The sequence below is a fragment of the Microbispora sp. H10830 genome, assembly GCF_014161375.1.
GTDB lineage: Bacteria > Actinomycetota > Actinomycetes > Streptosporangiales > Streptosporangiaceae > Microbispora > Microbispora catharanthi.
Genome location: NZ_JABBWX010000002.1, coordinates 289,809 through 315,363 on the forward strand (window position 1 = coordinate 289,809; position 25,555 = coordinate 315,363).

The 25,555-nt window shown below is 69.3% G+C and carries 31 protein-coding genes and 1 tRNA gene; 19 read left to right on the forward strand and 13 right to left on the reverse strand.

The features are described from left to right. Positions 1 to 196: 196 nt before the first annotated feature. Complete coding sequence (locus HHX35_RS06125; RefSeq protein WP_182897924.1) at positions 197 to 838, forward strand: hypothetical protein; 642 nt, start codon at positions 197 to 199, stop codon at positions 836 to 838. A gap of 12 nt (positions 839 to 850) precedes the next feature. On the opposite strand, the gene HHX35_RS06130 is transcribed toward HHX35_RS06125, so the two are convergent. After that, positions 851 to 1,711: a helix-turn-helix domain-containing protein gene (locus HHX35_RS06130; protein WP_182897925.1), complete on the reverse strand. Its 861-nt coding sequence runs from the start codon at positions 1,709 to 1,711 to the stop codon at positions 851 to 853. 113 nt (positions 1,712 to 1,824) lie between these two features. On the opposite strand from HHX35_RS06130, the gene HHX35_RS06135 reads away from it, so the two are divergent. Together HHX35_RS06135 and HHX35_RS06140 are read left to right on the forward strand one after the other, a co-directional pair. Next, positions 1,825 to 2,520 (forward strand): SDR family NAD(P)-dependent oxidoreductase, encoded by a 696-nt coding sequence (locus HHX35_RS06135; RefSeq protein ID WP_041952782.1) that lies wholly within the window; start codon positions 1,825 to 1,827, stop codon positions 2,518 to 2,520. A 124-nt stretch (positions 2,521 to 2,644) separates the two neighbouring features. Beyond that, entirely contained in the window at positions 2,645 to 3,274 is a 630-nt protein-coding gene (locus HHX35_RS06140) for a GNAT family N-acetyltransferase (RefSeq protein WP_182897926.1), read from the forward strand. An 11-nt stretch (positions 3,275 to 3,285) separates the two neighbouring features. On the opposite strand, the gene HHX35_RS06145 is transcribed toward HHX35_RS06140, so the two are convergent. The 3 genes from HHX35_RS06145 to HHX35_RS06155 are packed head-to-tail and all read right to left on the reverse strand — an operon-like array spanning position 3,286 to position 4,564. Then, entirely contained in the window at positions 3,286 to 3,726 is a 441-nt protein-coding gene (locus tag HHX35_RS06145; protein ID WP_182897927.1) for a hypothetical protein, read from the reverse strand. Between the two features lie 47 nt (positions 3,727 to 3,773). Next, the gene (locus HHX35_RS06150) at positions 3,774 to 4,142 is read right to left on the reverse strand and encodes a barstar family protein (protein ID WP_182897928.1); all 369 of its coding nucleotides are present in this window, start codon (positions 4,140 to 4,142) and stop codon (positions 3,774 to 3,776) included. Between the two features lie 8 nt (positions 4,143 to 4,150). Continuing rightward, complete coding sequence (locus HHX35_RS06155) at positions 4,151 to 4,564, reverse strand: ribonuclease domain-containing protein (RefSeq protein WP_041952780.1); 414 nt, start codon at positions 4,562 to 4,564, stop codon at positions 4,151 to 4,153. Between the two features lie 153 nt (positions 4,565 to 4,717). Here HHX35_RS06155 and HHX35_RS06160 point away from each other — a divergent pair, with 153 nt between their 5' ends. Continuing rightward, complete coding sequence (locus HHX35_RS06160; protein ID WP_182897929.1) at positions 4,718 to 5,539, forward strand: glycoside hydrolase family 16 protein; 822 nt, start codon at positions 4,718 to 4,720, stop codon at positions 5,537 to 5,539. A 110-nt stretch (positions 5,540 to 5,649) separates the two neighbouring features. Beyond that, entirely contained in the window at positions 5,650 to 6,165 is a 516-nt protein-coding gene (locus HHX35_RS06165; protein WP_182897930.1) for a DUF4142 domain-containing protein, read from the forward strand. Between the two features lie 53 nt (positions 6,166 to 6,218). On the opposite strand, the gene HHX35_RS43195 is transcribed toward HHX35_RS06165, so the two are convergent. After that, a complete protein-coding gene (locus tag HHX35_RS43195) occupies positions 6,219 to 6,341 on the reverse strand; it encodes a hypothetical protein (protein ID WP_259404819.1) in 123 nt (40 codons plus the stop codon). Between the two features lie 209 nt (positions 6,342 to 6,550). Here HHX35_RS43195 and HHX35_RS06170 point away from each other — a divergent pair, with 209 nt between their 5' ends. The 6 genes from HHX35_RS06170 (at position 6,551) to HHX35_RS06195 (ending at position 11,462) form a co-directional block, all read left to right on the forward strand. Continuing rightward, complete coding sequence (locus HHX35_RS06170) at positions 6,551 to 7,009, forward strand: MaoC family dehydratase (RefSeq protein ID WP_041952779.1); 459 nt, start codon at positions 6,551 to 6,553, stop codon at positions 7,007 to 7,009. A 153-nt stretch (positions 7,010 to 7,162) separates the two neighbouring features. Continuing rightward, a tRNA-Arg gene (locus HHX35_RS06175) sits at positions 7,163 to 7,235 on the forward strand. Between the two features lie 620 nt (positions 7,236 to 7,855). After that, complete coding sequence (locus tag HHX35_RS06180) at positions 7,856 to 8,215, forward strand: hypothetical protein (protein WP_182897931.1); 360 nt, start codon at positions 7,856 to 7,858, stop codon at positions 8,213 to 8,215. 478 nt (positions 8,216 to 8,693) lie between these two features. After that, positions 8,694 to 9,539: a peptidoglycan-binding protein gene (locus HHX35_RS06185; RefSeq protein WP_182897932.1), complete on the forward strand. Its 846-nt coding sequence runs from the start codon at positions 8,694 to 8,696 to the stop codon at positions 9,537 to 9,539. 41 nt (positions 9,540 to 9,580) lie between these two features. After that, positions 9,581 to 10,477 carry a peptidase inhibitor family I36 protein gene (locus HHX35_RS06190; RefSeq protein WP_182897933.1) on the forward strand — a complete coding sequence of 299 codons (897 nt, stop codon included), beginning with the start codon at positions 9,581 to 9,583 and terminating at the stop codon, positions 10,475 to 10,477. 34 nt (positions 10,478 to 10,511) lie between these two features. After that, entirely contained in the window at positions 10,512 to 11,462 is a 951-nt protein-coding gene (locus HHX35_RS06195; RefSeq protein ID WP_182897934.1) for a SpoIID/LytB domain-containing protein, read from the forward strand. 60 nt (positions 11,463 to 11,522) lie between these two features. On the opposite strand, the gene HHX35_RS06200 is transcribed toward HHX35_RS06195, so the two are convergent. Next, positions 11,523 to 12,560 (reverse strand): NBR1-Ig-like domain-containing protein, encoded by a 1,038-nt coding sequence (locus HHX35_RS06200; RefSeq protein ID WP_259404879.1) that lies wholly within the window; start codon positions 12,558 to 12,560, stop codon positions 11,523 to 11,525. 288 nt (positions 12,561 to 12,848) lie between these two features. On the opposite strand from HHX35_RS06200, the gene HHX35_RS06205 reads away from it, so the two are divergent. From HHX35_RS06205 to cpt, 4 genes are all read left to right on the forward strand, one after another. Then, the gene (locus tag HHX35_RS06205; RefSeq protein WP_310738914.1) at positions 12,849 to 13,397 is read left to right on the forward strand and encodes a sigma-70 family RNA polymerase sigma factor; all 549 of its coding nucleotides are present in this window, start codon (positions 12,849 to 12,851) and stop codon (positions 13,395 to 13,397) included. Further along, a complete protein-coding gene (locus tag HHX35_RS06210) occupies positions 13,394 to 14,041 on the forward strand; it encodes a hypothetical protein (protein WP_182897937.1) in 648 nt (215 codons plus the stop codon). Before HHX35_RS06205 ends, HHX35_RS06210 begins: the two co-directional genes overlap by 4 nt. Before the next feature lie 294 nt (positions 14,042 to 14,335). Further along, positions 14,336 to 14,794 carry a nuclear transport factor 2 family protein gene (locus HHX35_RS06215; RefSeq protein WP_182897938.1) on the forward strand — a complete coding sequence of 153 codons (459 nt, stop codon included), beginning with the start codon at positions 14,336 to 14,338 and terminating at the stop codon, positions 14,792 to 14,794. A 102-nt stretch (positions 14,795 to 14,896) separates the two neighbouring features. Continuing rightward, positions 14,897 to 15,433, forward strand: coding sequence for a chloramphenicol phosphotransferase CPT (cpt, locus tag HHX35_RS06220; protein WP_182897939.1), 537 nt, complete (start codon positions 14,897 to 14,899; stop codon positions 15,431 to 15,433). Between the two features lie 390 nt (positions 15,434 to 15,823). On the opposite strand, the gene trpD is transcribed toward cpt, so the two are convergent. After that, a complete protein-coding gene (trpD, locus tag HHX35_RS06225) occupies positions 15,824 to 16,939 on the reverse strand; it encodes an anthranilate phosphoribosyltransferase (protein WP_310738915.1) in 1,116 nt (371 codons plus the stop codon). A 120-nt stretch (positions 16,940 to 17,059) separates the two neighbouring features. On the opposite strand from trpD, the gene HHX35_RS06230 reads away from it, so the two are divergent. Both HHX35_RS06230 and HHX35_RS06235 read left to right on the forward strand, forming a co-directional pair. After that, entirely contained in the window at positions 17,060 to 17,509 is a 450-nt protein-coding gene (locus HHX35_RS06230) for an alcohol dehydrogenase catalytic domain-containing protein (RefSeq protein ID WP_259404820.1), read from the forward strand. A gap of 147 nt (positions 17,510 to 17,656) precedes the next feature. Next, positions 17,657 to 18,160, forward strand: coding sequence for a nucleotidyltransferase domain-containing protein (locus tag HHX35_RS06235; protein ID WP_220505090.1), 504 nt, complete (start codon positions 17,657 to 17,659; stop codon positions 18,158 to 18,160). An 11-nt stretch (positions 18,161 to 18,171) separates the two neighbouring features. On the opposite strand, the gene HHX35_RS06240 is transcribed toward HHX35_RS06235, so the two are convergent. Together HHX35_RS06240 and HHX35_RS06245 are read right to left on the reverse strand one after the other, a co-directional pair. Then, positions 18,172 to 18,873, reverse strand: coding sequence for a helix-turn-helix domain-containing protein (locus tag HHX35_RS06240; protein ID WP_182897940.1), 702 nt, complete (start codon positions 18,871 to 18,873; stop codon positions 18,172 to 18,174). A 277-nt stretch (positions 18,874 to 19,150) separates the two neighbouring features. Next, positions 19,151 to 19,603, reverse strand: coding sequence for an Lrp/AsnC family transcriptional regulator (locus HHX35_RS06245; protein WP_139573774.1), 453 nt, complete (start codon positions 19,601 to 19,603; stop codon positions 19,151 to 19,153). Positions 19,604 to 19,713: 110 nt separating this feature from the next. Here HHX35_RS06245 and HHX35_RS06250 point away from each other — a divergent pair, with 110 nt between their 5' ends. Then, positions 19,714 to 20,199: a DUF2000 domain-containing protein gene (locus tag HHX35_RS06250; protein WP_259404821.1), complete on the forward strand. Its 486-nt coding sequence runs from the start codon at positions 19,714 to 19,716 to the stop codon at positions 20,197 to 20,199. Positions 20,200 to 20,516: 317 nt separating this feature from the next. Next, positions 20,517 to 21,953, forward strand: a complete 1,437-nt coding sequence (locus tag HHX35_RS06255; RefSeq protein WP_220505091.1) for a pectinesterase family protein — start codon at positions 20,517 to 20,519, stop codon at positions 21,951 to 21,953. A 65-nt stretch (positions 21,954 to 22,018) separates the two neighbouring features. On the opposite strand, the gene HHX35_RS06260 is transcribed toward HHX35_RS06255, so the two are convergent. From HHX35_RS06260 to HHX35_RS06275, 4 genes are all read right to left on the reverse strand, one after another. Continuing rightward, positions 22,019 to 22,414, reverse strand: coding sequence for an ACT domain-containing protein (locus HHX35_RS06260; protein ID WP_182897941.1), 396 nt, complete (start codon positions 22,412 to 22,414; stop codon positions 22,019 to 22,021). Positions 22,415 to 22,448: 34 nt separating this feature from the next. Next, positions 22,449 to 23,102: a DUF6461 domain-containing protein gene (locus HHX35_RS06265; protein ID WP_182897942.1), complete on the reverse strand. Its 654-nt coding sequence runs from the start codon at positions 23,100 to 23,102 to the stop codon at positions 22,449 to 22,451. Between the two features lie 166 nt (positions 23,103 to 23,268). Further along, entirely contained in the window at positions 23,269 to 24,858 is a 1,590-nt protein-coding gene (locus tag HHX35_RS06270) for a histidine kinase (protein WP_220505092.1), read from the reverse strand. 4 nt (positions 24,859 to 24,862) lie between these two features. Next, the gene (locus HHX35_RS06275) at positions 24,863 to 25,537 is read right to left on the reverse strand and encodes a response regulator transcription factor (protein ID WP_182897944.1); all 675 of its coding nucleotides are present in this window, start codon (positions 25,535 to 25,537) and stop codon (positions 24,863 to 24,865) included. Positions 25,538 to 25,555: the final 18 nt, after the last annotated feature.

The following is a 25,555-nucleotide window of genomic DNA, read 5'->3' on the forward strand; positions in this document are numbered from 1 at the left end:
ACAATCTGCACCAGGAAAGTGTGCCCCAGCAGGTGGCCGATGTCCCTAGGACGCGGGTCCCACCTGCTCTGGGACACGAGAGATGCCCGGAATCGGGACACGATGCCCTGACCGTCTGGGTCGGTCATTCATGAGGATCGTCCTCGTTGCCGCGGCGACCGCCGCCGCCTCCGAGCCTCTCAGCCAAGGAACAACGATGACCGAGACCTCGTCCGTTCACGCCCAGCGCAGTGCCGGCACCGCCGGTGCGTCCCCGTCCGCGCCGCTCACCGAGACGACCGTACGCCGGCTGGCCCTGGGCCTTTCCACCGGGGCGCTGGCCTGGTCGGCCGTCAGCTTCGTCTACGGCTTCAACCCGGCGACCGAAATCGGAACCAAGATCACGGACCTGGGCGGTCTGGCGTTCCAGTTCGGCGCCTTGTCCCTCCTTGCGATCATGGGTCAAACCCGTGCGACCGGCGTGAGCCGCGTGGCGCGCGCCATGCTGCAGGTCGAGCGGGTGCTGCTGGCCCTGGCCATGGCGTGGAGCGTCTCCCACGCCTTCCTGCCCGCCGCGCGTGACAGCGTCTGGATGGGGATCCTCGACGCGTTCTGGCCGCTGTCGATGCTGGGCATGTTCGTGATCGGCGTCAAGGTCGCCATCAGCGGACGGTGGCGCGGAGCGGCCCGCTTCTGGCCGCTCGTCGCCGAAAGCTGGGCGGTCGTGACCCTCCCGACCATGGCGATCCTCGGCACCTCCGTGTCGGACGTCGTCGGTGCGGCCCACCTGCTCGTGGGCTACACGACGCTCGGCCTCATCATCGCGTTCCGTCCCGAGCTCGTACGCCGCGAGGACTGAACGACGGAGCCGTCAAAATCGCGGGGCCGTGACACCGGCGACGCGGGTGAGGTCGAGCTTGGTCTCGTCTTCGCTGCCGGGGACGGCCGTGTAGACGACGATCTTCAGGTCGGTGTCCGAGTCGGAGAGCACATCGCAGTCGACGGTGATCTCCCCGACCGCCGGATGCCGGATCGTCTTGCGTTCCTCGGCGTGCCTGCCGACCGCGCCGGAGTGCCACAACCGGGCGAACCGCGGGTTGCCGTCCAGCCTCCGGCGGATCAGCCCGCTGAGGCGCGCGTCCTGTGGGTAACGGCCGGAGGCGCGGCGCAGGTCGGCGACGATGGCCCGGTCGGTCGCCTCCGCGTTCTCCGAGACGATGGGCCATGCCGCGAGGTGCCCCCGATCGGACGGAACGGGAAAACGCGAGCGCACCAGATTCCGCTCCTGCGGCGCGAGCACGGAGGGGTCGCCGAGGAGCGCCGCCCAGCTGCGGTTCCACCACAGCAGCCGCCAGTCCGCGGCGAACACGGCGACCGGCGCGTCGCCCAGCCGGGTGAGCACACGCTGCATCCCGGGCGGGATGTGATCACTGATCACGCCGTCCGGGGGCGGCTGCAGCCCGGCGAGCCGGTAGAGATGATCGCGCTCGGCGCGGTCGAGCTGCAGCGCCCGCGCCAGCGCGGCGGCGACCTGCGCCGACGGTGTGGTCGCCCGGCCCTGCTCCAGCCGTACGACGTAGTCCACCGAGACGCCCGCGAGGTCGGCCAGTTCCTCGCGGCGCAGCCCGGCGGCACGGCGTACGCGGCCGGCGGGCAGGCCGACAGCCGCGGGGGAGAGCCGGTCGCGCCAGGCGCGGATCGTCGCGCCGAGGCTCGTCTCGTCTGTCGTCATGCGCTCATTCTGCGTCGGCGCTGAGACCGGCGGTGAGACGCCAGGGTGGTACTGCCTTTCCTACCGGCGAGCTCTCCCTGGTTGCCCGCGCCCCGAGGGCCGACGCTCGACACATGACCATCACCTTCATCACCGGGGCCAACAAGGGCCTCGGGTTCGAGACCGCCCGCCGCCTCGTCGACCTCGGCCACACCGTCGTCCTCGGCGCCCGGGACACCGAACGCGGCCAGGCGGCGGCCGACAAGCTCGGCGTACGCTTCGTGCGGATCGACGTCGGCGACGACGCGTCCGTCGCCGCCGCGGCGGCCGACGTCGCCGCGCACGAAGGCCGCGTCGACATCCTGATCAACAATGCCGGGATCCTCGGCCCGCACGTGCCCGCCGACGAGCTGACCGCGGACCACGCCCTCGAGGTCTTCCAGACGAACGTCGTGGGCATCGTCCGCGTGACGAGTGCCTTCCTGCCTCTGCTCCGTGAGTCGGAGCACCCGGCGATCGTCAACGTGAGCAGCGGCACGGGGTCGTTCGCGCTGACCCACGACCCGCAGCGGGTGGAATCGACGGTCGTGGGGCCGCTGTACACGTCGTCGAAGGCCGCGGTGACGATGCTCACGACGCAGTACGCGAAGGCGCTGCCCGGCATCCGGGTCAACGCCGCCGACCCCGGCTACACCGCGACCGACCTCAACGGGCACAGCGGCCCCCAGACCGTGACCGAGGGGACCGACGCGATCGTGACGCTCGCGACCGAGGGAGCCGACGGCGGGACGGGCCGGTTCATCGACCGCTTCGGGCCCGTGCCCTGGTGACGGCAGGGCCGGAGCCGGCTGAGCGGTCGAGCGGTTTCCGGTGGCGGCACCGGCCGAATCGGCGTGCCACCGGCTGGACGAGATCGTCTTGAGCGGCGTTGCGGGTGATGACTACCGTGTCCCGATGATCACCTTGGCTGACGTCCTCGCTCGCGCGGCCGGCGGGCACCTGCCCGAGCCGGGTGCCGGGCCGACCATCGTTCCGCAGCCGTCCGCACGTCATGCGGGAGTCATCGCCTTCACCGCGCACAACGTGATCTTCGCCGATGTCGGCGAGGACTGGATCAGGTCCCGGCTGCCCGACGACGATCTGTCGGCGCCGCTCAACCCGCCATTCCTCGGAGACTTGGAAGAACGCACGGGACGCCGGGTCAACAACATCGACATGCTCACCCTGGCCGCCCCCGCCGAAGGTCCCCCGCCCATCGAGTTGGTCGAGGTCACGGACGCGGCCCATCCACGCGTCGAGCGCGCCCGTCGCTACCGCGACGACGTACGCGTCTGGACCCGCCCGGGAGGGCTCGTGCTCATCGGACGGGGAGTGGGCGGGCGATGGGAGGTCGCGCTCGAGGTCGAGCCGGAAGGCCGCGGGCGTGGCCTGGGCCGCACCCTCGCCCGTGCGGCCCGGCATCTCACCCCGCACCCGCTCTGGGCGCAGATCGCTCCGGGCAACGCCGCGAGCGTACGGGCGTTCCTCGCCGCGGGCTACGTTCCCATCGGCGCCGAGGCACTCCTCGTCCCGCCTTCCGCCTGACGATCCACGGATCAGAGGTGGAGGGATCTGTCGGATATATGAGTGTTGTCCAGTGGTCCGTCCGCCCAGAAGGACATCAGGACTCCTGACGCGGGGACTCGCCACCAGAACTCGCCCGGTGCGTACGGCGCGCACTCCTCAGCGGCTTCGCCTCGCGACGCCAGATCGCGGAGCAGGGCGTCCTTCGCGGGGGCCTCGATCGGTCCGGGACCCATCGGCGCAGGCAGCGTGATGCGGGAGCCGGATGGTTCGATCGCGATGTACCACACCATGTGGTGCCCCGAGAGCCCGATCTGCAGGTCGTCATAGCACCACATGACCGGCTCCCCCTCCGGCTGTCCCGTGGTGCCCTGGGGCGGACCGAGTGCGGCGAGGAGTTCCGATCGATGCATGCCCAGCCTCAGGGGGCCGAGGGCTCCCCTCACGGCGAAGTTGATGATCGGATCGGGCATGGCCCCGTTCTCCCTGTGTCCCAACGGCCGGGGAATCGTACGGGCGATCAGGGCAGGGCGTCGATCAGCCGGTGGCGGAGCCGGGGTGCGTGGGCGGGGTCTGTGTGGAGGGTCAGGGTCAGCCCGGCCTCGGCGGCGCCGGCGAGGACGGTCAGCAGGGTGGCGAACTGCCCGGGAGGTTCGGCGTCGAGCAGTTTCTCGGCGTGCTCCACGGCCAGGTGGACCGGCCCGATGTCACGCAGGGAGTCGGTGAGGGCGTCCCAGTTGCGGCCGAAGTACGCCGGGAGGCGCAGGGCCCGTGCCACCTCGTCGAAGAAGGCGGCACGGGTCCGGCAGGCCCGCCCGTCGACGACCGCCGGGGCCGGATCGGTGGTCACCGTGAGCCACGGAGGCAGCGGACGCGCGGCGGAGGCCATGACAGGTCCTAGAGCCTGTAGAAGTCGGTGTAGTGGTTGGGCGAGAACCAGGTCACGCCGGTGCTGCGGTTGACGACGATCCGGTACGCGTCACGCGAGGCGCCGAGCGCACGCGAGTAGACGTCGTACTCGTAGTAGGTGGCGCCGCTGGGAAGCTGGCCCTCCCGGTTGTAGAAGCGCCCGCCGGTGTAGTTGTACTTGCCGTCCGGCCAGGAGTACCAGCCGCTGCTGGTGGGATAGCCCTTCCCGGCCCAGATCGCGTTCGCCGAGCGGGCGTCGGCACAGCGGGAGATTGTGCAGGAGCTGTAGACCGACGCGTGGGCGGGGACGGTGCCGGTCACTCCGGTGAGGGACACGATGGCGGCGATCACGACGGTGAGCCGTCCCGGCCAGGACGGCCGGGAGCGTCGCGGAGTCTGCACGAGACCTCCTTGTGGGGGCGAGGGGACAGACATTCGCCAGCATCACCTCGAAACCGGTACGAACCAAGGTAGAGATTGATGAACTCCCGTCGTCTTTTTCCGTATGCCCCGGGGTGTGCTTCGTTCCTCTAAAGATCGATCCAGGATTGACGCATGAGCGAAGCCACAAACGGTACGTACGCGCCGGACTCGACGACGAAGGCCGGCTACGTGCTGGAGTTCGAGGACACCTTTGACGGGGACGGGCTCGACGAGAGTCGCTGGATCCCGCGCTATCTGCCCCAATGGACCACACGCGCCGCCTCGGCGGCCCGATATCGCGTAGGTGACGGTCGCCTGCGCCTGCTGATCGAGGAGGATCAGCCGCCGTGGTCGCCGGAGACGGAGGGCCGGATGCGCGTGTCCTCACTGCAGACAGGCGTGTTCTCCGGGCCGGTGGGCAGCGTCGTCGGCCAGCACGGGCGGGGCGGCCGGGCCGTCGTCCGCGAGGCGCAGGACGAGGCGCGGCTCTACACCCCGCACTTCGGCCTGATCGAGATGCGTGCCCGGGCCACCGACGATCCGCGCGCCATGGTCGCGCTGTGGATGATCGGCTTCGAGGACGCGCCCGAGCGGTCCGCGGAGATCTGTGTCTGCGAGATCTTCGGGCGTGACGTGCGGCCGGACGCGGCGGCGGTCGGCATGGGGGTCCACCCGTTCGGCGATCCCACGATCACCGACGAGTTCGACGCCGAGGTCCTCCCCATCGACGCGCGCGAGTTCCACGTGTACGCGGTCGAGTGGACCCCGGATCGGGTGACGTTCTTCGTGGACGGCCGGCACGTCAAGACCATCCGGCAGTCGCCGGACTATCCGATGCAGCTCATGCTCGGGATCTACGAGTTTCCGGACGCGGAGGGGCTCGAGCGGGTGGGGCCTTACCCCAAGGAGTTCGTGGTCGACTACGTGAGGGGCTATCGGCCCGTGACGGATTGAGCAGTACGAGAGGCGCGGCTGATGGGTATGAGGCATTTGAAGCGTCATGCCCGGATGGTCGAGGCCGATCAGCCGGTGCTCGGCCGTCCGGTGAAGGATCGGGGGATCTGATGCTGAGATGGCTCATCGTCCTGGTGGCGGCCGTGGTCGCGGCGCTGTCAGGGGTCACCGCAGGGTACGCGGCACCGCCGGATGTCAGCGACAAGGACAAGGCATTCCTGGTCGGTGCGCACCAGGACAACCTCGCGGAGATCCAGGGCGGGCAGCTCGCCGAGCGGCAGGCCGGCAAGCAGTCGGTCAGGGACGCCGGCAGGAAGTTCGTGGAGGACCACACCTCTCTCGACGACCAGCTCAAGCGGGTGGCCGAGCAGTTGGGCGTGGACCTGCCGAGCCGGCCGAGCGAGGAGCAGCAGGCCGAACTGCGGCGGTTCGCCGCCAAGAGCGGCACCGCGTTCGACCGTGCGTGGATCGACGCGCAGGTCAAGGACCACCGCAAGACCCTGGACTTCCTGGACAAGGAGATCTCGACCGGTTCTTCCCAGGACGTGAAGAACCTGGCCCGGGACGCCAAGCCGGTGGTCCAGGAGCATCTCAACCTGGTCGAGAGCATTCAGAGCGGTGAGTGACGACCGGTGCCGGCCGGGGCTGGTCTTCGGCCGGCACGTCCCCTCCCGCAGGCTCACCCGAACAGCTTGACCAGCAGCAGGATGATGAGCGCCCAGCAGACGAGACCCGCGACCACGACCGCGATGAGTCCGCGGAGCCGATACCGCTTGCCGGGTGAGCCGGGTTGCTCGTCCACGTCTCCTCCACGTCGGGGTGTGTTCCGGCGTGCACCCCGCCTTGTGCTGATACCCCGCAGGTCAGGACCCGTTCGTCACTGACAGTTATGTGTATGTTGCCTTGAGTGGCGACCCTTGCTCGCTCCCCGATGGAACCAGTGTGGACGGCAACGCGCTCCGAGTCCCCCGATTCCTGCCGGTCCCGGGTTCGCGTGAATAGGGTGCGGTCATGCGGATCTTCACGAACCTCGCCGAACTCAAGGCGGCCAAGGGCGAGCATCTCGGGTACAGCGACTGGCGAGAGATCGGTCAGGAGAGAGTGAACGCCTTCGCCGACGCGACGGACGACCACCAGTGGATCCACGTGGACCCCGACCGGGCGAAGGACAGCCCGTTCGGCGGCACCATCGCCCACGGATACCTCACGCTCTCGCTGCTGCCGTCGTTGCTCGGGGAGCTGTACCGCGTGGACGGTCTGCGCATGGCCATCAACTACGGGCTGAACAAGGTGCGCTTCCCTCGGCCGGTTCCCGTCGGGTCCCGCGTGCGGGCGGGGGCGGAGGTCACCGACGTCAAGGGCACCCCCTCGGGTACCCTCGCGAACCTCCGCGTCACGATCGAGGTCGAGGGAGTCGACAGGCCCGCGTGCATCGCCGACACGCTCACGCTCTTCGTTCCGCAGGAGTGACTCCGCCGCGCCCTCGGTCCGTCCGCTCGCCGCGCTCCGATGCGTACGGAGTCGGCCTGACCGGGGGCGGAGCGACTTATTGGCGCAAGCAGGGGTGACGGGTCTGGTAGAGTTACACCCGTTGCAGGGCACCGCAGGTGAACAGGCAGCAAAGCGGCCGTAGCTCAATGGATAGAGCATCTGACTACGGATCAGAAGGTTAGGGGTTCGAGTCCTCTCGGCCGCGCACATCCTAGAAGGCCCGTGACCAGGGAAAACCTGGTGACGGGCCTTAGTGTTTTCGGGCTTCACGCGGCCTCTTCCGCGTCTGTGGGAGCCATTTTTGGGGCCACCCGTTTCGGCCGGCCCAGTAAAGCGCTCGAAACGGCCTCCGTCGCCGACCAACGTGAGAGTACGCCGCCCAGCACGCCGTCAGCGATGTTCAACGCGGTCATCGAGCCCACGTCGAACCGCAGGCCCGGATATGCCTGTCGAGCCAACTTGATCATCGCGGGAGAGACATCACCCCAAAAGTCGCCAGCCCCAGCTCGTCTAGATAAGCGGTGACATGGCCAGGCCCACACCCCAGGCCCGCGACCTGACCGTCCCCACTCGCACGTACGACCTCGGCGAAGAGACCCAACATCGCGCGGTCCAGGGGACTGTCACAGCGAAGTCGCGGAACAGCTGAGCGTAGGTGGAGGCGGCAGCGTCGTAAGCCTCGCGGGCCACTGACGGCATCGTTTTCGATCATGCCCGCGACAATAGTTCCCGGCACCGGAGGTCAGAGGTCGGAGGGTCGCGTACCGAGATCTTCCGAACTGGTGGACCGACGACCGCGCGACGGCCGCCTTCTAGACTGCGGAAGTGATCGAGTTGGGTTCGCGAGAGCGCACGCAGCCGCCGCCGCCCCACATCGTGTGGGAGAGCCTGACCGAGCCTCGGCGACCTGGCGGGAGGCAATGGCTGGACCTGCACCCCGATGAAGTCGAGCCGCGCATTCTCCGGGCGGTGGAGCCGGAACTCGTGGTCTGGTCGTCGTTGTGGCCGGAAAGGCCCGATGACGAGATCCGGTTCGACATCCGGCCGACCGAGGATGGCGGGTGCTCACTGCGCTGGACGCTGCTGACACCTACAGAAGCTCCGGAACGGTCTGTCGTCGGCCGTCTGCGTCACCGGCTCAACTTCCTGATCAATGCCCAGCTCAGGTTCTCTTTCGGGCAATGAGGGCTCTGGGCGGACACGTACTGCGACAGGGTCTGAACGATCCTGGACGTCATTCGGGGACCTACGGATCAGAGGGTCAGGGGTTCGAGTCCTCCCGGCCGTGGACCTCCTAGAAAGCCCGTGACCAGGGAAAAACTGGTGACGGGCCTTTAGTGTTTCCAGGGAATCATCCGGTCTCTTCCGTGTTTGCCGGAAGCCATCTCGGGGCCACCCGTTTCGGCCAGCCCAGGAAAGCGCTCGAAACGGCCTCCGTCGCCGCTCGCTTTTGGCCCTCCAACAGATGCCGTAGACGTCCATCGTGATCGTCAGGCTGTGCGTCTCGCTCGCCATGGGATTGCCTGTCAGGCGGCGCGTACGCCTGTACGGGAAGCCCGCCGGACAGGCTGACAACACGATCTCGTTGTGGACAGCGCGAGCGATCCGAAAGCGTGGATCCGCCGCAGGAATCACCTGCCGGCGTTCGACACCAGGAGAAACGATGAAGCTGCCGCCATGCGCCGCCGCCCTCGGGGCGGCCGCCCTGCTCGCTTGCTTGACCGGAGCGTCCGGGATGTCGGCGGCACAGGCAGCCGACGCCGGCGCCCTTCCGAGCGTGAACATGGAAGCCACTGTCAAGGCGGCCCAGATCGACCCGCGGCGGTCTGACGACACGCTGACCCCGGGCGCCAAGGCCGGTGTGCTCCTCGTCGAGCAGGCGCTGCGCGACCGGCACCTGCTCGACGCGAAGTGGGTGGACGGCTATTTCGGCACCACAACCGTCGTCGCCTTCTCGAAGTTCCAGAGGTCGCTCGGCCTCACCGGCCTCGCCGCCAACGGCCTTCCGGGCAAGGCGTCGCTCACCAGGCTCGGAGCCGGCCGTTTCACGGTGACCCACATCATCGGGCCGGGTGCTCGCGTGTCCGCTGACGGCGCCGTCATCGACACCCGCACGCGGAGCATGCTGGCCGAGGCGAAGCGGCTGCTCGGCCGCGACCTCGTGCTGTTGCAGGGGTCGTACAACCGCGGCGGCGACCCCACGTCCGCGGGCACCCACGATGGCGGCGGCGTCGTCGACATCTCGGTCAAGGGGATGAATTCCGCCACCCGCGTCGCCGCCGTCCGTGCGTTGCGACGTGTCGGCTTCGCGGCATGGGTGCGTAGCCCCGATCAAGCCGACTGGCCGTGGCACATCCACGCCGCCGCCATCAACGACACCGACCTCTCCAGCCAGGCCCAGCATCAGATCGGTGACTACTACCTCGGCCTGAACGGGCTCGCCGGCCGTGGCCCGGACGACGGCCCGAAGGTGACCATCCGCACCTGGGAGGAGTACCAGCGCCGCTGACCATCCGAAACCCAGGCTGCACAGACACGAAGGAGAACACCATGGGAACGCTCAACAAGATCCTCACCACTGCCGCCGCCGCGATGGTGGTCAGCGGGGCGGTGCTCGCCACCGCTTCGCCCGCCTCGGCGGCCACCCGCAACGGCGTGTGCGAGGCCGGCGAGTTCTGTTACTACTTCAACAGCAACAACCAGGGATCGGTCTCCGACTTCACCGGGTCCGTCGGCGACTACGGCACCCGGCAGCCCTCCTGCTTCGACTTCAAGGGACCCGGCGCCGGCAAGGGCAAGTGCGTCAAGAACGCCGCCGCCTCGGTCTGGAACCGCAGTGGCAAGACCGTCCGGGTCTACTTCAACAGCAACTTCGGCGGCAGCGTCTACCAGGACTTCGCGCCCGGCGCCAGGGGCAACCTCAAGCCCGGCCTCAAGAACCAGAACGCCTCCCACCAGTTCGGCCCGTCGTCATCGGCGCGTGCCAACATGTCGTACGCGCTGTACCAGACCGGCGGCGGCTACATCAGCTGCGGTTTCGACGGTTACGTCCACACCTCCGGCCGGCATGAGGGCATCGACATCAAGCGCAGCGTGGGTTCGACTGTCCACGCCCTGGTGAGCGGTCAGATCATCAACGTCGTGTACGGGCGCAACGGCGGCTCCGGGCTCTCCACGATCGCCGTCTACAACGCCTCGCTGAACAAGACGATCATCTACCTGCACTCCGCTCCGCTGTCCTCGCTGCGTGTGGGCCAGCAGATCTCGCGCGGCCAGATCATCGCGAACGAGGCGTGGCACGGGGTGTCGTCCAAGAAGGCCGCGCACACCCACGTCGAGATGCGCCCCGGACGGCAGACGCTCGCCGCCAAGAGCGTCGGCGACCCGCATCTGAGCAACCCGAACCCGAACTCGTTCTGGAACTCCCAGGGCTACAACGTCCGCTAGCGCGGCGCGGCCCCTGACGAAGAGGAAGGCAACTGTGTCTCCACGAACTGCACGGCTGATCTCGCGGCTCGCCGCGGCGGCCGCCGCGATGGTGGTCGGCGGGGCGGTGCTCGCCACCGCTTCGCCCGCCTCGGCGGCCACCCGCAACGGCGTGTGCGAGGCCGGCGAGTTCTGTTACTACTTCAACAGCAACAACCAGGGATCGGTCTCCGACTTCACCGGTTCCGTCGGCGACTACGGCACCCGGCAGCCCTCCTGCTTCGACTTCAAGGGACCCGGCGCCGGCAAGGGCAAGTGCGTCAAGAACGCCGCCGCCTCGGTCTGGAACCGCAGTGGCAAGACCGTCCGGGTCTACTTCAACAGCAACTTCGGCGGCAGCGTCTACCAGGACTTCGCGCCCGGCGCCAGGGGCAACCTCAAGCCCGGCCTCAAGAACCAGAACGCCTCCCACCGGTTCCTGAGCTCCGCACCGCCGACCGGGTGCAAGACCGACGGCACGGACAGCAGACTGCCCACGACGATCCTCGTCTACCGGGAATCCCTCAATCGCGTGGACCGGGTGGAGTTCAAGACCTACATCAAGAACGTCCTGCCCAACGAGTGGCGGTCGCACTGGCCGAGGGAGTCCCTCAGGGCCGGGGCGATCGCGGTCAAGAACTTCGGCTGGTACTGGGCGCTGAGGTCGGCGAGCAAGACGCCGAGCGGCCAGTGCTACGACGTCACCGACCACACGTCCAGCCAGATGTACAAGCCGGGCTCCGCGACGGCGGCGACGAACGCCGCGGTGGACGCGACGTGGGGCATCCGGATGACGCGCAACGGAAAGATCTTCAAGGCGCAGTACTGCTCCACGACGACGGCCTGCCGCCATTGGGTCACCGGTGACTGGATGTCGCAGAACGGCTCTCGCGACAAGGCCGAGGCGGGCTGGAGCTACTCCAGGATCCTCAAGTACTACTACAAGGGGATCGTTCTCACGTCCTGAGCAGCGGGAGGTGGTCCGCTCCTGGTTCCCCGCCGTGTGACACACGGCGGGGAATCGCTGTCAGCCGACGATGACCTGGAAGTTGAGCGGCCGGCCGCCGGGAAAGGCGACCCGTCCCGAACCGTCCATCATTTTGAACCGCACGTAGCACAAGCCGGGGTTCCTCGGCGTGGTGATGTCGGTCCGGATGTCGACGATCTCTCCGGGAGGCGTGTCCCTGATCGGCACGTCGGAAATGGTCTGGCATTGATCAGGTCGCTGCGGGAGGTCGAGGCGATGCAGCGAGTATCCCTTCCACGGCACGGTTCCGGCGTTCTTGAGCCGCCATACCTTGGTCTTGGTCTGGCCTGGGCCGACGCGAGTGCAGTCGGGCAGCGTGATGTCCCCGATGAACTTGGCAGAATCACCTTCGTGCGCGGGCGGGCTCCACGGCGGGTTGGTGGCGCGCACCGGGCAGTCGGCTGCCGACAGCCCGGTCTTCGACGGGCTCTCAGACGGGTTCAAGCCGTGCCCGTCGCTCCCGGAGCCACGATTGACGGCGACCGCGATGAGGACTGTCGCCACACCGACGGTCGTCACTGCGAGCGCGGCCGCAGCCGCGCGGGTCGGCCGTAATCGCCCCCGGCCCCCTGGCGCGGAGGGGCCCGGCCGGACGTCGCCCGCGTACTCGCCGGGCGGTGGCGTGGGCAGAGACGCCGGGGTCTCACCAGCCCACCGTGGGGCTTGCGACCCAGTGGCGCTGTTCACGGTGCGACCTTCCGCGACGTCCGTGGCGGAGGCTTCGAATCCATCGGGCGGACGGGCCCCCAAGGTGCCCGCGCGGCTCGAAGGATCTCCGGCGCTCGCCGATCTGACCGCTAAGTTCGCCTTCTCCCAGCGTTCGCGGTACGCGGCCGGGTCTGCGCCGCACGCCTTGACGAACTCGACGGTGGTCTCCCAACTCGGGAGCCGGTTGCCCTTCGTGGCTTCGTGCAACGTCGTGTGTGAAATCGCCCCCGACCGGCCAGACATTTCTCGGAAAGGTGGGTTGCCGACCGATTTGCGAAGTTCTCGCAGTGCCGCCGCGAAGTCCTCGATCGCCTCCGCCCGTGCAGGCATGTCGTCCACCGGGTGAAGCTAACAGTGCCCACGGTAACCACTCAACCTTATGGAGCATCTCGCATACGTCCTCACGCGCCTCGCTCGCCGCGGCAATCAGGGGTTCGAGTCCTCTCGGCCGCTCGAAGAGGAGCTCGCGCGCCTCATCGACCGAGAAGAGAGCGGCCGGCGTACCAGGCTTCGGCAATGGCCCCATGTAACGCTTCGTCCCGCTTCTTTCAAGTAGGGGTGTAACGCGGGAGGACCACGAAGGGGAGCTGGCCGGTGCGCCTCAAACGAAGGGGATCAGTGGAGATCTCCACCGATCCCGTGGCTTTCGAAGCGTTCTACAGAAGGCACGTCGAAGCCGTCACGCGGTTCATGGCCCGGCGGGTCGATGATCCTCACACAGTCGCCGATCTGGTCGCAGAGGTCTTCATGGCAGTGCTCGACTCGGCGCACACCTACCGTCCCAGTTTGGGCAGTGAGGTCGGTTGGCTGTACGGCATCGCACGCAACATGCTCTCCGCCGAACGGCAGCGCTCTGCGCGTGAGTTCCGGCTGACTGAGCGGATCAGTGGCCGCAGGCTGCTCGACGCCGACGATCTGTCGCGTCTTGAAGAGCGCCTGGACGCGGAGAGTCCTGCGCGACGGGCGCTCGCCGCCATGGCTGTGCTGCCCGAGAGCGAGCGGGCCGTCCTGGAGTTGGTGGCCATCGACCAGCTCACCGTAGGAGAGGCGGCAGCGGCTCTCGGGATCGGACAGGGGGCCGCCAGGGTCCGCTTACACCGTGCCCGTCGATCATTACGCCAGGCTCCCGGCGTGATGCCTCCCGCCGTCTTGGAAGGACTCCGATGAACTTCGAGGAGAGGCTGCTCATGGAGCTCAAGGCCGAGATGGCTACGCGAGCGACGCAGGAACCTGTCCGTAGGTCGCGAGGGATCATGACCCGCGCACGCATCCTCGCGGTGGCGGGGATAACGGCGGCCGCTGTCGCGATTCCCCTGACACTGGGGGGAGGAACGGCCGCCTACGCGGTGGTGAAGAACCCTGACGGCACACTCATCGTGACGGTCAAGGAGCTGCAGGACCCCGAAGGTCTCCAGGCTGAGCTGAACGCCCAGGGCATCAGGGCCGATGTCACCTACACCCCGCGGGATAAGAAGTGCGCGCCCGGACGATTCATCGGTGCGGACTACGGCTACGTCTCGCCCAATCCCAAGAACATGACCGCAGAGCAGCTTGAGGAGTTCAACCGGCCGGAGCACTGGCGTTCCAGGGATGTCACCCGTCCCATCACCAGGGACAAGTTCATGATCTCACCGAAGTTCATGCAGCCTGGAGAGACCTTGGTCTTGGAGTTCAGGCTTGGCAACGCCCCGGGAGTGGGCTGGAGCCTGGGAACCTATCTGGCGAAGCCCGGCAGCCCTGTGCGGCCTTGCACGCTCGTCGATGAGGGAGGGACCGACGCGGAGCAGGCGAGAGAGATGGCGGGAAGTTAAGAAAAGGAGCTTCTCGTAGCGAGCCGGCCTCTGGCGAACTCACCTGCCCCGGTTCCCGGGAGCCACCTGGAAGAAGGCCCGTGACCAGGGATCACCTGGGAACGGGCCTTTGTGGTTTCGAATCGCTGAGGCTCGCGCCCCGACACCTCTGCCGACAGCAGCGGTGGCCGATGAAAGCCTGAGGACCCACGGCTTGTGAATTCCTCGGCCATGCCCTCGCTCTACGCTCGTTGACCGTGGTTGTCCTTCGGTCTACGTTTGTTGAGCCAGAACTGCGCCGATGAAGGGGGCGGGATGCCCGCGACTCCACGTGACCTGCTCGACCGCTTCCAGCAGGCGATGCTGGACTTCTCGCCTGACGCGCTGGCCGATCTGTTCGCCGATGAGGCGATATATGAGTTCGTATTCTGGGCGCCGCACCGCGGCCCGTCGCAGCGGTACGACGGGCGCGAGGAGATCCGCGCCGGCTTCAGGGCGGCATGGGGATCGGTCTCCGATCCACCGCTGACCGGAGTCCGCGAGGTGTGCGTTCACGAGACGGCCGACGCCGAAGTGGTCATCTCTGAGGGTGAGATGGACGCTGTCAACCATGCGACCGGGCGGCCTTTCACCTCTCGATTCGTGCTCGTCCTGCGCGCCCGTGACGGCCGTATCGTCCACCTGCGCGACTACTCGGACGTGCTGCGGACCGCGGCGGGGCTCGGGCGTCTGACCCAGCTCTTCGACCAGGTGCACGCCGAGTCCGCGCCCTGAGAAGCCGCTCTGCCGGTCCGGCCTGGTGCGGCCGGTGGGCGGCACGGATGTGCCACGCGAAAACCGTTTGAGAGGTGCAGGGCCGCCCTCTAGGGTGGCGCGGTGGCGACACAGGTGATTGTCCTCAACGGCGGCTCCAGTTCGGGCAAGTCGGGGATCTCCCGGTGCCTGCAGGCGGTCCTGCCGGATCCGTGGCTTGCCCTCTCGGTCGACACCATGGTCGATGCGATGCCTGCCTCCATGCGGGCATCGGATGCGGGGATCACTTTCGCATCGGACGGGCGGGTCGATGTCGGGCCGGCGTTCATGGCGCTGGATGCGGCGTGGACGACGGGGATCGCCGCGATGGCCATCGCGGGCGCCCGGGTCATCGTGGACGACGTGTTCCTCGGCGGAGCGGCGTCCCAGCAACGCTGGCAGAAAGTCCTTGCCGGGCTTGAGGTGCTCTGGGTCGGTGTGAGGTGCGACAGCGCGGTCGCCGCAGGGCGAGAGATCGCGCGGGGCGACCGTGTCAGGGGGATGGCGGCGTTGCAGGCGGAGGTGGTTCACGAGGGCGTGGTCTACGACCTCGTGGTGGACACCACGCACACGGAGTCCCTGGCGTGCGCGCAGACCATCGCCGCCCGGGTGCGCTGCTGACGCCGGCCTGGACGCCGTCGCCGCCAACACGAACCGATTCCACCTGCGCGCATGGATGATCGATAACCTGGACCCCACGGGCTCACCCCTCGTGAACCCCGATGCCCTCGCCGCGGACATCCTTGCGGCCCTTCCTCTTCGATGTGAAGACGCCGCAGAATGGGCCCCCCGCTGGCGACAGCGGTCCCACGCGGAGATTCTGGCCCTCCGTCAGTGCAAGAACCTGTTGGCGCCGGCCCAGGCCATTCGTCATCGTCTGTCGGTGAGGCCGGCAATGAGAGTGCTTGACCAGTGGCTGGCTCTTCGCGAGCGACTTCCCTAGCCGATTCCGCGGGTCGGCGTGGGCAGTGCCCGCGGCCTGGCCCGGCTGTACGCCGCCGTCATCGTGCGCTACCGGCCGGCCAGGGACGACGCGAGCTTCAGCCAGCTCTCGAGGGTGGTGGCGGCGGCACCGCTGTCGACGGCGCGGCGCGCGTCCTCCAGGCAGGTCGCGAAGGCGTCACGCAGGCCCCCGCCGAAGCCGCGATGAGCGGCGAGGGCACCGGCCGCGTTGGCGAGGACGGCGTCACGCGCGGCGCCCGCTTCACCGGCCAGGACCCGGTGGACGACCGAGGCGTTGTAGGTCGCGTCACCGCCCCGGAGCGCGTCCTGCGCGCTGCGGGCCAGTCCGAAGCCGGCGGCGTCCAGTATCTCCTGCCGGACGCCGCCGCTCTCGGCGATCCAGACGCTCGTGGGCGCGGCGGTGGTGATCTCGTCGAGGCCGTCCTGCCCGCACACGACCAGGGCGCTCGCGCCCCGTTCCGCGAGGACGTTCGCCAGGACCGGGGCGAGGGCGGCATTGGAGCAGCCGACCAGGGCGGCACGGGGACTGGCGGGGTTGGTCAGCGGCGCCAGATAGTTGACGGCGGTGGGGACGCCGAGCGCCTTGCGCACCGGACCGGCGTAACGCAGCCCCTGGTGGAAGCGCGGGGCGAAGGTGAAGCCGATGCCGACGTCGCGCACGCACCGGGCGATGTCGTCGGGCGTGAGATCGAGCGGCAGGCCCAGGGCTTCCAGGACGTCGGCGGCACCGGCCTTGCTGGATGCAGAGCGGCCGCCGTGCTTGACGACCGGGGTGCCGGCGGCGGCCACGACGATCGCCGCCATGGTGCTCACGTTCACGGTGTGGGCGCCGTCGCCGCCGGTGCCGACGATGTCGACGACCTCCGCGCCGTCGACGGGCAGGGGTACGACCCGTTCCATGAGGGCGTCGAGCATGCCCCGGAGTTCCGCGGTGCTCTCACCCTTGGCCCGCAGGGCGACCAGGAACCCGGCGAGTTGGGCGGGATCGGCCGCGTCGTCCATGACCTGCCGCATGGCCCATCGGGTGTCGTCCGCGTCGAGATCGTGCCCCCGCAGGAGCGTCGCGAGCAGGCGGGGCCAGGATCGGGACGGCTCGGTCATCAAGGTCCTCTCGACATGGGCACGGCGGTCGGGCGTGCTCGCTCCCAGCGTAGTGACCGGCATCGTGAGTCCTTGGCACAAACCTGTGACCTGGCCGAACTTGATGGATCTGGGCGAGCGCCGGCCGTTTCCGGGTAGCGGTGACACGAACGCGAGAGACGGAAGGCTGCCCTGCGAGCGACCTTGATTGACGGCGCCGGCGACGTGCGGGTGGAGAACGTGCCCGACCCGGTGATCGAGCAGCCCACGGACGCCGTGGTGCGGGTGCTGCGCGCCTGCATCTGCGGCAGCGACCTGTGGCCCTACCGGTCGCGGGCCGCCACAGAGCACGGCGACCGCATCGGCCACGAGTTCCTCGGCGTGGTCGAGGAGACCGGCTCCGAGGTGCGCGGGCTGAACCGGGGCGACGTGGTGGTCGCGCCGTTCGTCTGGTCCGACAACACCTGCGACTTCTGCTCGGAGGGCCTGCAGACGTCGTGCCGGCATGGCGGGATGTGGGCCAGGAACGGCGGCCAGGGCGAGGCCGTGCGCGTGCCGCAGGCGCAGGGCACGCCGGTGAGGCTGCCGGTGAGCGAGGACTCGGCGTGCTCGACGGCACGATCGAGCCGGGTCGCGTGTTCGACCGCACCGTGAACCTGGAGGAGGTGCCCGACGGCTACCGTGCCATGGCGGGCCGTCAGGCGCTGAAGGTGCTCATCACGCCCTGACCCGTCCCCTGTGCTGTCCCGGCTCCGCGGGGGGTAGCGTGGCTCGAAGATCGAGTTGAGGGGAGCGGGACCGGTGCTGCCGATCGGCGAGATGCTGCGGGTGCTGAACGCGCTGGAGGCCGCCGGATGCGAGGTCTGGGTCGCCGGCGGCTGGGGGATCGACGTCCTGGTCGGACGCGTCACCCGGGACCATCATGACCTCGACCTGCTCCACCGGGCAGAACAGGAGCGGCTGGTGATCGGCGAGCTGGAGTCGTCCGGGTACGTCGAGCGGCCCGGCGCGGTGCCCGGGCGGCCGGCCAGGTTCGTCATGACCGACGGCCACGGGCACGAGCTCGATCTCCATCCGCTGCACGTCGCCGAGGACGGCTCGGCCGTGCAGCACCTGGACGACCGCGGCGCGGCGCTCCACTACCCGGCCGCGGCCTTCGTCACGGGAACTATCGAGGGCGTGCGGGTGCGCTGCCTGTCCGTCGGTCAGCAGGTCGCCTTCCACCAGGGCTACGATCCCCGCGACCGTGACCTGCACGACATGGCGAGCCTGCGCGCGGTGTTCGGCGTCACCACGCACTTCTGAAAGGCGGGCGGTCAGGTCGCGTACAGGAGTGACAGCGGTTGCGTCGGCTTCCGATCGCCCAGCTGCGTGGCGGTCCGCCCGATGTAACGGCTCAAGGACCGAGCCAGGTGCGGTTGGTCGAAGTATCCGAGCCGGTGGATCACGTCGTGGACCGGCACGCCCTCCTGGATGAGGACCGCCGCCCGCCTGGCGCGGTCGATCTGCCGGACCGCGCCGCGGGTGAGCCCGGTCGCCGCCTGGAAGCGCCGCTGCACGGTGCGTTCGGACACGTCCGGCGGCGCGCCGCGGAGCACCGCGGCGACGAGCGGGTCGCGCTCCACGACACCCTCGCGCACCAGCCGCTGCACGAACGCCTCGGCGTTGTCCCAGTCGGGCAGGTGCCAGGTGGAGCCCTTCAGCCAGAAGGACCTGTGCGTCGTGTCGGGAATCTCCGCGGACCCGTCCACGAGCCGGCCGAGGGGAAGATGGGGCATCGCGGTGCCGAGGGAGAAGCTGATCCCGAAGAACGTGGCCTCCTCGGGAACGGGGGCCTGGCTCGCCCTCGTCTCCGGCCCCTGGACGGAGGCGCTGACCTGGCTGCGGTGCTCCCAGAAGACCAGGTCCCAATGGGCCGTCGCGACCGCCGTCATCTGTTCCACGTCACGGCTGCTGCTACGCCACACCCGCTCGATGTAGGGCGAGTCGGACGATCTACTCTCGATGTGCAGGCCCATCCGGTGGCTCCCCCCTGACTCGCGGAACATGGTCATGCGGGCCCTGCCCAGGCCGTTTACCCGATCATGGTACGTCCCCTGGACGACAGAGCGACGAGCAGGCGGCACCCGCCGAACGCGTGCCGCCGGTCATCCGTGCGGGCCCGGGTCGGAACGCTCCCGCCCGGCCGAACAGGACGATCTCGAAGAAGCCCCGCGCCCCGGTAGGCGCCGAGGCCGGGGAGCGCCTGCGGCACGTGCGCCGGCGAGGTGTCCGAAGGGTGGGCCGATGCCGCTCTCACACGGGGCTGATCCGGGTGTTGCGGATGTGCTCGTAGACGATCGACGTGCGGACGTCGGCGACTTCGGGCCGTTCGGTGAGCTTGTCGATCACGAACGCGTACAGGCTGGCGTTGTCCGGCACCGCCACGTGCACGATGAAGTCCTCTGTGCCGGTCGTCACATAGACGCCCAGGGTGTCGGGGAGCGCGCTGACCCAGTTGCGGAAGCCCTCGATGTTGCGCCGTGAGGGGGGACGCACGCGGATGGCGATGAGGGCCTGCACCGGGCGCCCGATCTCCGCCAGGTCGACGTCGAGGATCGCTCCCCGGATGACGCCGCGCTGACGGAGCGCCCGCGTGCGGTCGAGTGCCGTGGTCGGCGAGACCCCGACCGAGGCGGCGACGTCACGGTTGGTCTTCCGTGCATCCGACTGCAGTTCCGCCAGGATCGCCTTATCAAGTTCGTCCATGCCCGCCCGCACGCCCTTACTTCCGATATAAATACGGACTCCTTGCAGCTCGATCGTACGGGTGCCTAGCATCAAGCGCGTACGCCCGAACGCATGCACAGGAGGACCGAATGATGGCCGACGAACAGACGACCTCGGGTGTCGGGTTCGCCCCCGAGGAGATCGACCCGGCCCTCCCGACCCGGGCGGCCCGCCTGAAGTGGGTGATCGTGGTCGACCGCGACCTTCCCGCGGGCCGTGCCGTGAACGCCGCCGTCTGCGTGGCCGCGGCGACCTCGGCGACGGTGACCGGGCTCCTCGGCGACGACGCGGTGGACGCCGACGGCGGCGCCCACCCCGGCCTGCCGTGGGCGGGCTGCTCGGTGCTGGCCGCGGACGCCGCCACGCTGCGCGTCATCCGTGCCAAGGCCGCGTCGTCCGCCGGGTGCTTCGTGGCGGACATGCCCGCTGCGGCCCAGCGGACGCGGGTCTACGCCGACTACCTCGCCACGATGAAGGAGACCACGGCCGACGACGTCGAGTACTACGCGGTCGGCGTGGTCGGGCCGCGCAACCGAGTCGACAAGATCGTGGGAAAGCTGCCCCTGATGCCGTGACCCGGCATGCCGGGACGGTGGCGGCTCGAGGCGAAAGCCGTCAGCGGACGGCGGGGTGCGTCCTAACTTTTCAATATCCTCCCTGAAAGTTTCAGCCGGTACTGGATCCCGTCCGTCGTCTTCTGTGGTCCCTGTGCAAGTGAGAGCCGTCGTACGCGGAAAGCCGTCGTGGCGTGTCGTTGACCGGTGATCGATGGGCTCGTAACTTGATGCGCGATGTTCCTGTAGATGAACGTTGTTCAGGTGCATGAAACCCTTGTGGGGCCAGGAATCAATCCTCGGTCAGGGGCCCTGCACGACCTGCAAGGAGCTCGGGTTTGAAAAGCAGAACCAGAACAGGCGCCGGACTGATCGGCGTCCTTGCCGCAGCCGCCGCCCTGGCCGGCGTGACCACCACCGGAACGGCGCAGGCCGCGACCGGATGCGCCGTGACCTACACCACCAACGACTGGCCGGGTGGCTTCACCGCCGCCATCACGATCCAGAACCTGGGCAGCGCGATCAACGGCTGGACCCTCGGGTTCACCTTCCCTGACAGCGGCCAGAAGGTGGACACCGGATGGTCGGCCACCTTCAGCCAGAGCGGGCAGAACGTCACGGCCACGAACGTGGACTACAACGCCGCCATCCCCACCGGCGGATCGGTGTCCATCGGCTTCAACGGCACCTGGTCGGGGTCCAACCCCACACCGGCCTCCTTCACCCTGAACGGCGTCACCTGCACCGGCTCCACCACCACCTCCTCACCCACACCGTCACCCACCCCCACACTCTCGCCCTCGGCCTCGCCCACACGCTCACCCTCCCCCTCACCCTCACCCACGCGCTCCCCCTCACCCTCACCCTCGCCGTCGCCCACCAGCGGGAAGCCCACGGTGGCCGCCGACGGGACCGGCACGTACCGGAGCGTGCAGGCGGCGATCGACGCGGTGGCCTCGGGCAACTCCAGCCGGAAGGTGATCACGATCAAGCCGGGCACGTACCGGGAGATCGTCACGATCCCGACGAACAAGCCGTACATCACACTGCAGGGCCTGGGCTCGTCGCCCGGGGACGTCGTGATCGTCGACAACCACTACGCCGGGGGGAACGGCGGCACCTTCAACAGCGCCACCGCGTTCGTGAACGGCCACGACTCCGCCCTCACGAACCTGACGATCTCCAACGACTACGTGGAGGACGGCACCACCGTCAACCAGCAGGCCGTCGCGCTGAACCTCAACGCCGACCGGGCGGTCCTGTCGAACGTCCGCCTGCTCGGCGATCAGGACACCTTCCTGATCAACGACTCCGCCCGCACCTACGTCAAGAGCTCCTACATCGAGGGCACCGTCGACTTCATCTTCGGCGGCGGCACCGCGGTTCTGAACGACTGCGACATCTACGAAAAGCGCAGCAGCGGCGCCCCCATCACCGCCGCCAGGACCGACGCCGCCAAGACCTACGGCTTCCTCGTCTACCGGTCCCGCATCACCGGCGCGGCCGGAAACACCACCCAGTTGGGGAGGCCCTGGGGCCCCAACGCCCAGGTGCTCTATCGGGAGTCGTCGCTCAGCTCGACCATCAAGATCTCCCAGCCCTGGACCGACATGTCCGGCAACTCCTGGAAGAACGCCCGCTTCTTCGAGTACAAGAACACCGGCGCGGGCGCCACGGTGAATTCCAACCGTCCGCAGATGAGCGACTCCCAGGCGTCCAACTACACGCCGCAGAAGTACCTGGCCGGATCCGACGGCTGGAACCCGATCGGGTGAGTCCCGGCTGAGACATACGGTTCGCATGCCGTCCGGGACACCCGGATGACCGACGACGTCGAGCGCTACGAGTCGGGTGTGCGGAGGTGGCGGGTGTCCACCCGGTGTCCCGCCTCCTCCAGGACCGTGATCGCCTGCTTGATCCTCGGCTCGGGCACGAGGACCAGGTCGGCGTGGAACGTCGAGGCGACGAACACCGGGACGGCCGCCTCGGCCAAGGGGTTCAGGATCGCCGCCAGCATGCCCGGGACGTCGAGTTCGTGCCCCGTGCCCCCGCCGTACAGGCCGATCCACCGGTCGCCGGACCCCGTCGGCCAGGCCTCGCGGATCACGGTGAGGCCCTCCGGGGCGCGGACGAGCGCGATCCAGTCGTCGTCCTCGGGGAACGTGGCCTGCGGCAGGTGCTGGACGGCGTACACGGACGGCACGATGCCGAGTTGCTGGGCGGCGGGTGAGGTCATGACCCGTGTGTAGCAGAGCCCTCCGACAAGACGCCTAGACCTGGGACCACTCGGTGATGGAGGTGACCAGCAGCGGCCCGTCGAAGGAGTCCGGGGCGAGGGTCACCCCGGTGATCCTGGCGGCGAGCGCGAACGCCTTGGGGAGCGCGTCGTCCCACCGGGTGTCCCAGGCCGCCTTGCCGGTCGTGGCGGTCAACGGCAGCCCGACCCTGCGCATCGGCTCCTTCAGCCGATCCGGGTCGCTGCCCCAGCGGTTGACCGACGCGTGCGGGGTGAAGGCGGTGAGGATCTCGCCGTCCGCGGCGTACAGGAAGCTGTGCTCGGCGTAGTCGTGGCGTCCGACGGCCACCGCCTCGCATCCCTGCGCGAGGCGCGCCAGGTTCTCGCCCAGCGCGGTGTGCCAGCCACACGGTTCGATCGCCATGCTCCACTCGCCGATCCGGGTGATGCCGACGTATCCGCCGCCGTCGCCGCCGTCGGTCTCCTCGATGAACTCCGCGACCTCGTCGTCGAGTTCGCCGAAGCTCATCGAGCGGACCGCCGCTCCGGCGGGCTCGAAACGGGCCGCGACATCGGCGGGCTCCACCCCGTGGAAGAACGACACGGTGAAGATGTCGCCCAGCGGGTTGCGCACGTTGTCCGTCGCCGGGGCCGTCAGCCACCGGAAGGGGGCGAGACGATCGGGCACCTGGGCTCCCTTGGTCGTTTCGCGACATCGTGGCAGCCGCCGCCGACAAAACCGGGGCCATGGCCGTTCGCCGCGTTCCTGTCCTCCGGCAGCGGGACGCCGCCGATGTCAAGAGGATCGCGGCGCGCTCCTGGAACCGGCTTGGATCTTGCTGAAACCCGCGTCGTCACGGGGTGGGCACGACGGCCTTCGAGACGAGCCGGTCGCGGGCGAAGCACAGGCGGTAGGCGCGGTCGGGATCGGTCTTCATGGTGTAGTAGACGCAGTCCTGGCCGCGTGGTGGAGCCGGAGTGCCGTCCGGCGGGCCGTCCCTGGTGAACGCGGGCAGCCGGGACCGCGCGTCGTCGCGTGGTTCGCCCACCTTCAGCCCCTCGTACGTCGCCGGGTCGAGGACGGAGAACGACGAGCTGACGAAGTGCAAGGGGACCAGGAGCGTGAAGATCGCGGCTAGCACGGCCGCGGGAATCCCGACCGCCTGCGCCAGACGCCGCCGCACCCGCCGCCGGGCGAGGTGCAGCTCCCGGGTCGCCGTGGTCTCGGGCGTGCCGGGGCCGGCCGCTGTCCGCACCTGCTCGTGAGCCGCCCGGACGCCGGTGACGGGCAGTTCGGCGGCGACCTCGAAACCCCCGCCGGGAGCCGGGCCGGCCCGCAGGACGCCGCCCGCCAGGCGCACCCGTTCCGCCAGCCCGACGAGCCCGGAACCGCCCGAGGCCACGCCCGGTGGGGCCGCCGCCGGGGCGGGGTCGTTGACCACGCGGAGCGTGACGACGCCGTCGTCGGACGCGAGCCGGACGCGTACGGTCGCGCCGGGAGCGTGTTTGGCGGCGTTCGTCAGGGCCTCCTGAAGCACGCGGCGCACGGCGAGCGCGGTCATCGGGGGCAGTCCCTCGATGTCGCCCGGGTGGTCGTCGGGGTGCTCGCCCGGGTGGTCGTCCGGGTGCTCGACGACGATCGGCACACCGGAGTCGCGGGCGCGCTCGACGAGCGTCTCGACGCTCTCCTCACGTGGCGGCGCGGCGACGTCCTCGTCGTCGTCCGCACGCAGCACGCCAATGATCTCGCGCAGCCGCTCGGTCGCGGCCGCGGCGGCCTCACGCAGCTCGCGTACGGCCGTCTGCTGCCGCGAGTCCAGGCCCGGATCGAGCTCCAGGGCGCCGGCGCGCACCGCGAGGAGCGTCAGGTCGTGGCCGAGCGAGTCGTGCATGTCGCCCGCGATGCGCGCCCTCTCCCGCAGGCGGGCACGGTCGGCGACGGCCCGCTGCTCGCGCTCCAGCCGGTCGGCGAGCAGCCAGCCCGTGCGGACCAGTTCGGCGTGCTGGCGGCGCCAGCGGCCGACCAGCCAGGGCACCACCACCGCGAGCAGCAGCGTGATGAGCTGCGTGGGCCAGCCCCACAGGTCGCGCAGGACGAACGCGGACAGCGGCAGCCCGGCGAAGGCGACGGCCGCGAAGAACCACAGCGCCGGCCGGGCGGTCGCCATCCGGTGCCCGGCCAGGTAGCCGAAGACCACCAGCGCCGCCCACGTCCAGGACAGGGGGCCGAACATCTGCACGTCCAGGGCCAGGCTCACCGCCACCGGTACGGCGAGCGCCGCCAGCGGCCACCTCCGGCTCATTGCCGTGGCGGCCCCGAACAGCGGCACGGCCACGGCCGCCGCCGCCACCTGCCGGGCGTCGCCGTCATCGACGGCCAGCGCGACGGGCGGCGCGCACACCGCCAGCCACAGCCCGAGGTCGAGCAGACGGGACGGCCGCACCGCCTCACGCCTTCCGGCCGAGCGGAGCATCGGCCACGAGACCCGCCTCGTACGCGAGGATCGCGGCCTGGACGCGGTTGCGGAGGCCGAGACGGGTGAGGATCTGGCTGACGTACCCCTTGACCGTGCCCTCGACGAGATGCAGGCGCCGGGCGATCTCGGCGTTGGACATGGCGGCTCCGACCAGTGCGAGCACCTCGCGCTCGCGGTCGCCGAGCTCGTCCACGAGGGCGCGGGCGGCGGCCTCCGTGCCGAGCGGGCGTGCCCGGAGGCGGGTGATGACCCGCCGCGTGACGGCGGGGGACAGATAGGCGCCACCCGCGGCGACGGCGCGGACCCCCGCGATCAGTTCCCGTGGGTCGCCCGACTTGAGGAGGAAACCCGACGCGCCGGAACCGAGCGCGCTCGTCACGTAGTCGTCCTCGTTGAACGTTGTGAGCATCACGACGGCGACCTCGGGGAGGACCCGGCGCAGTTCGGCGGCGGCCTTGAGCCCGTCGAGCCGCGGCATCCGGATGTCGAGCAGGCAGATGGCGGGACGGTGCCGCAGGGCGAGGTCGACGGCCTCGTGCCCGTCGGCCGCCTCGGCGACGACCTCGATGTCGCCGGCCGTGGCCAGGATGCTCGCGATGCCGGCGCGGATCAGCGCCTCGTCGTCCGCCAGCAGGACGCGGATCATCGCATTCTGCCCAAAATC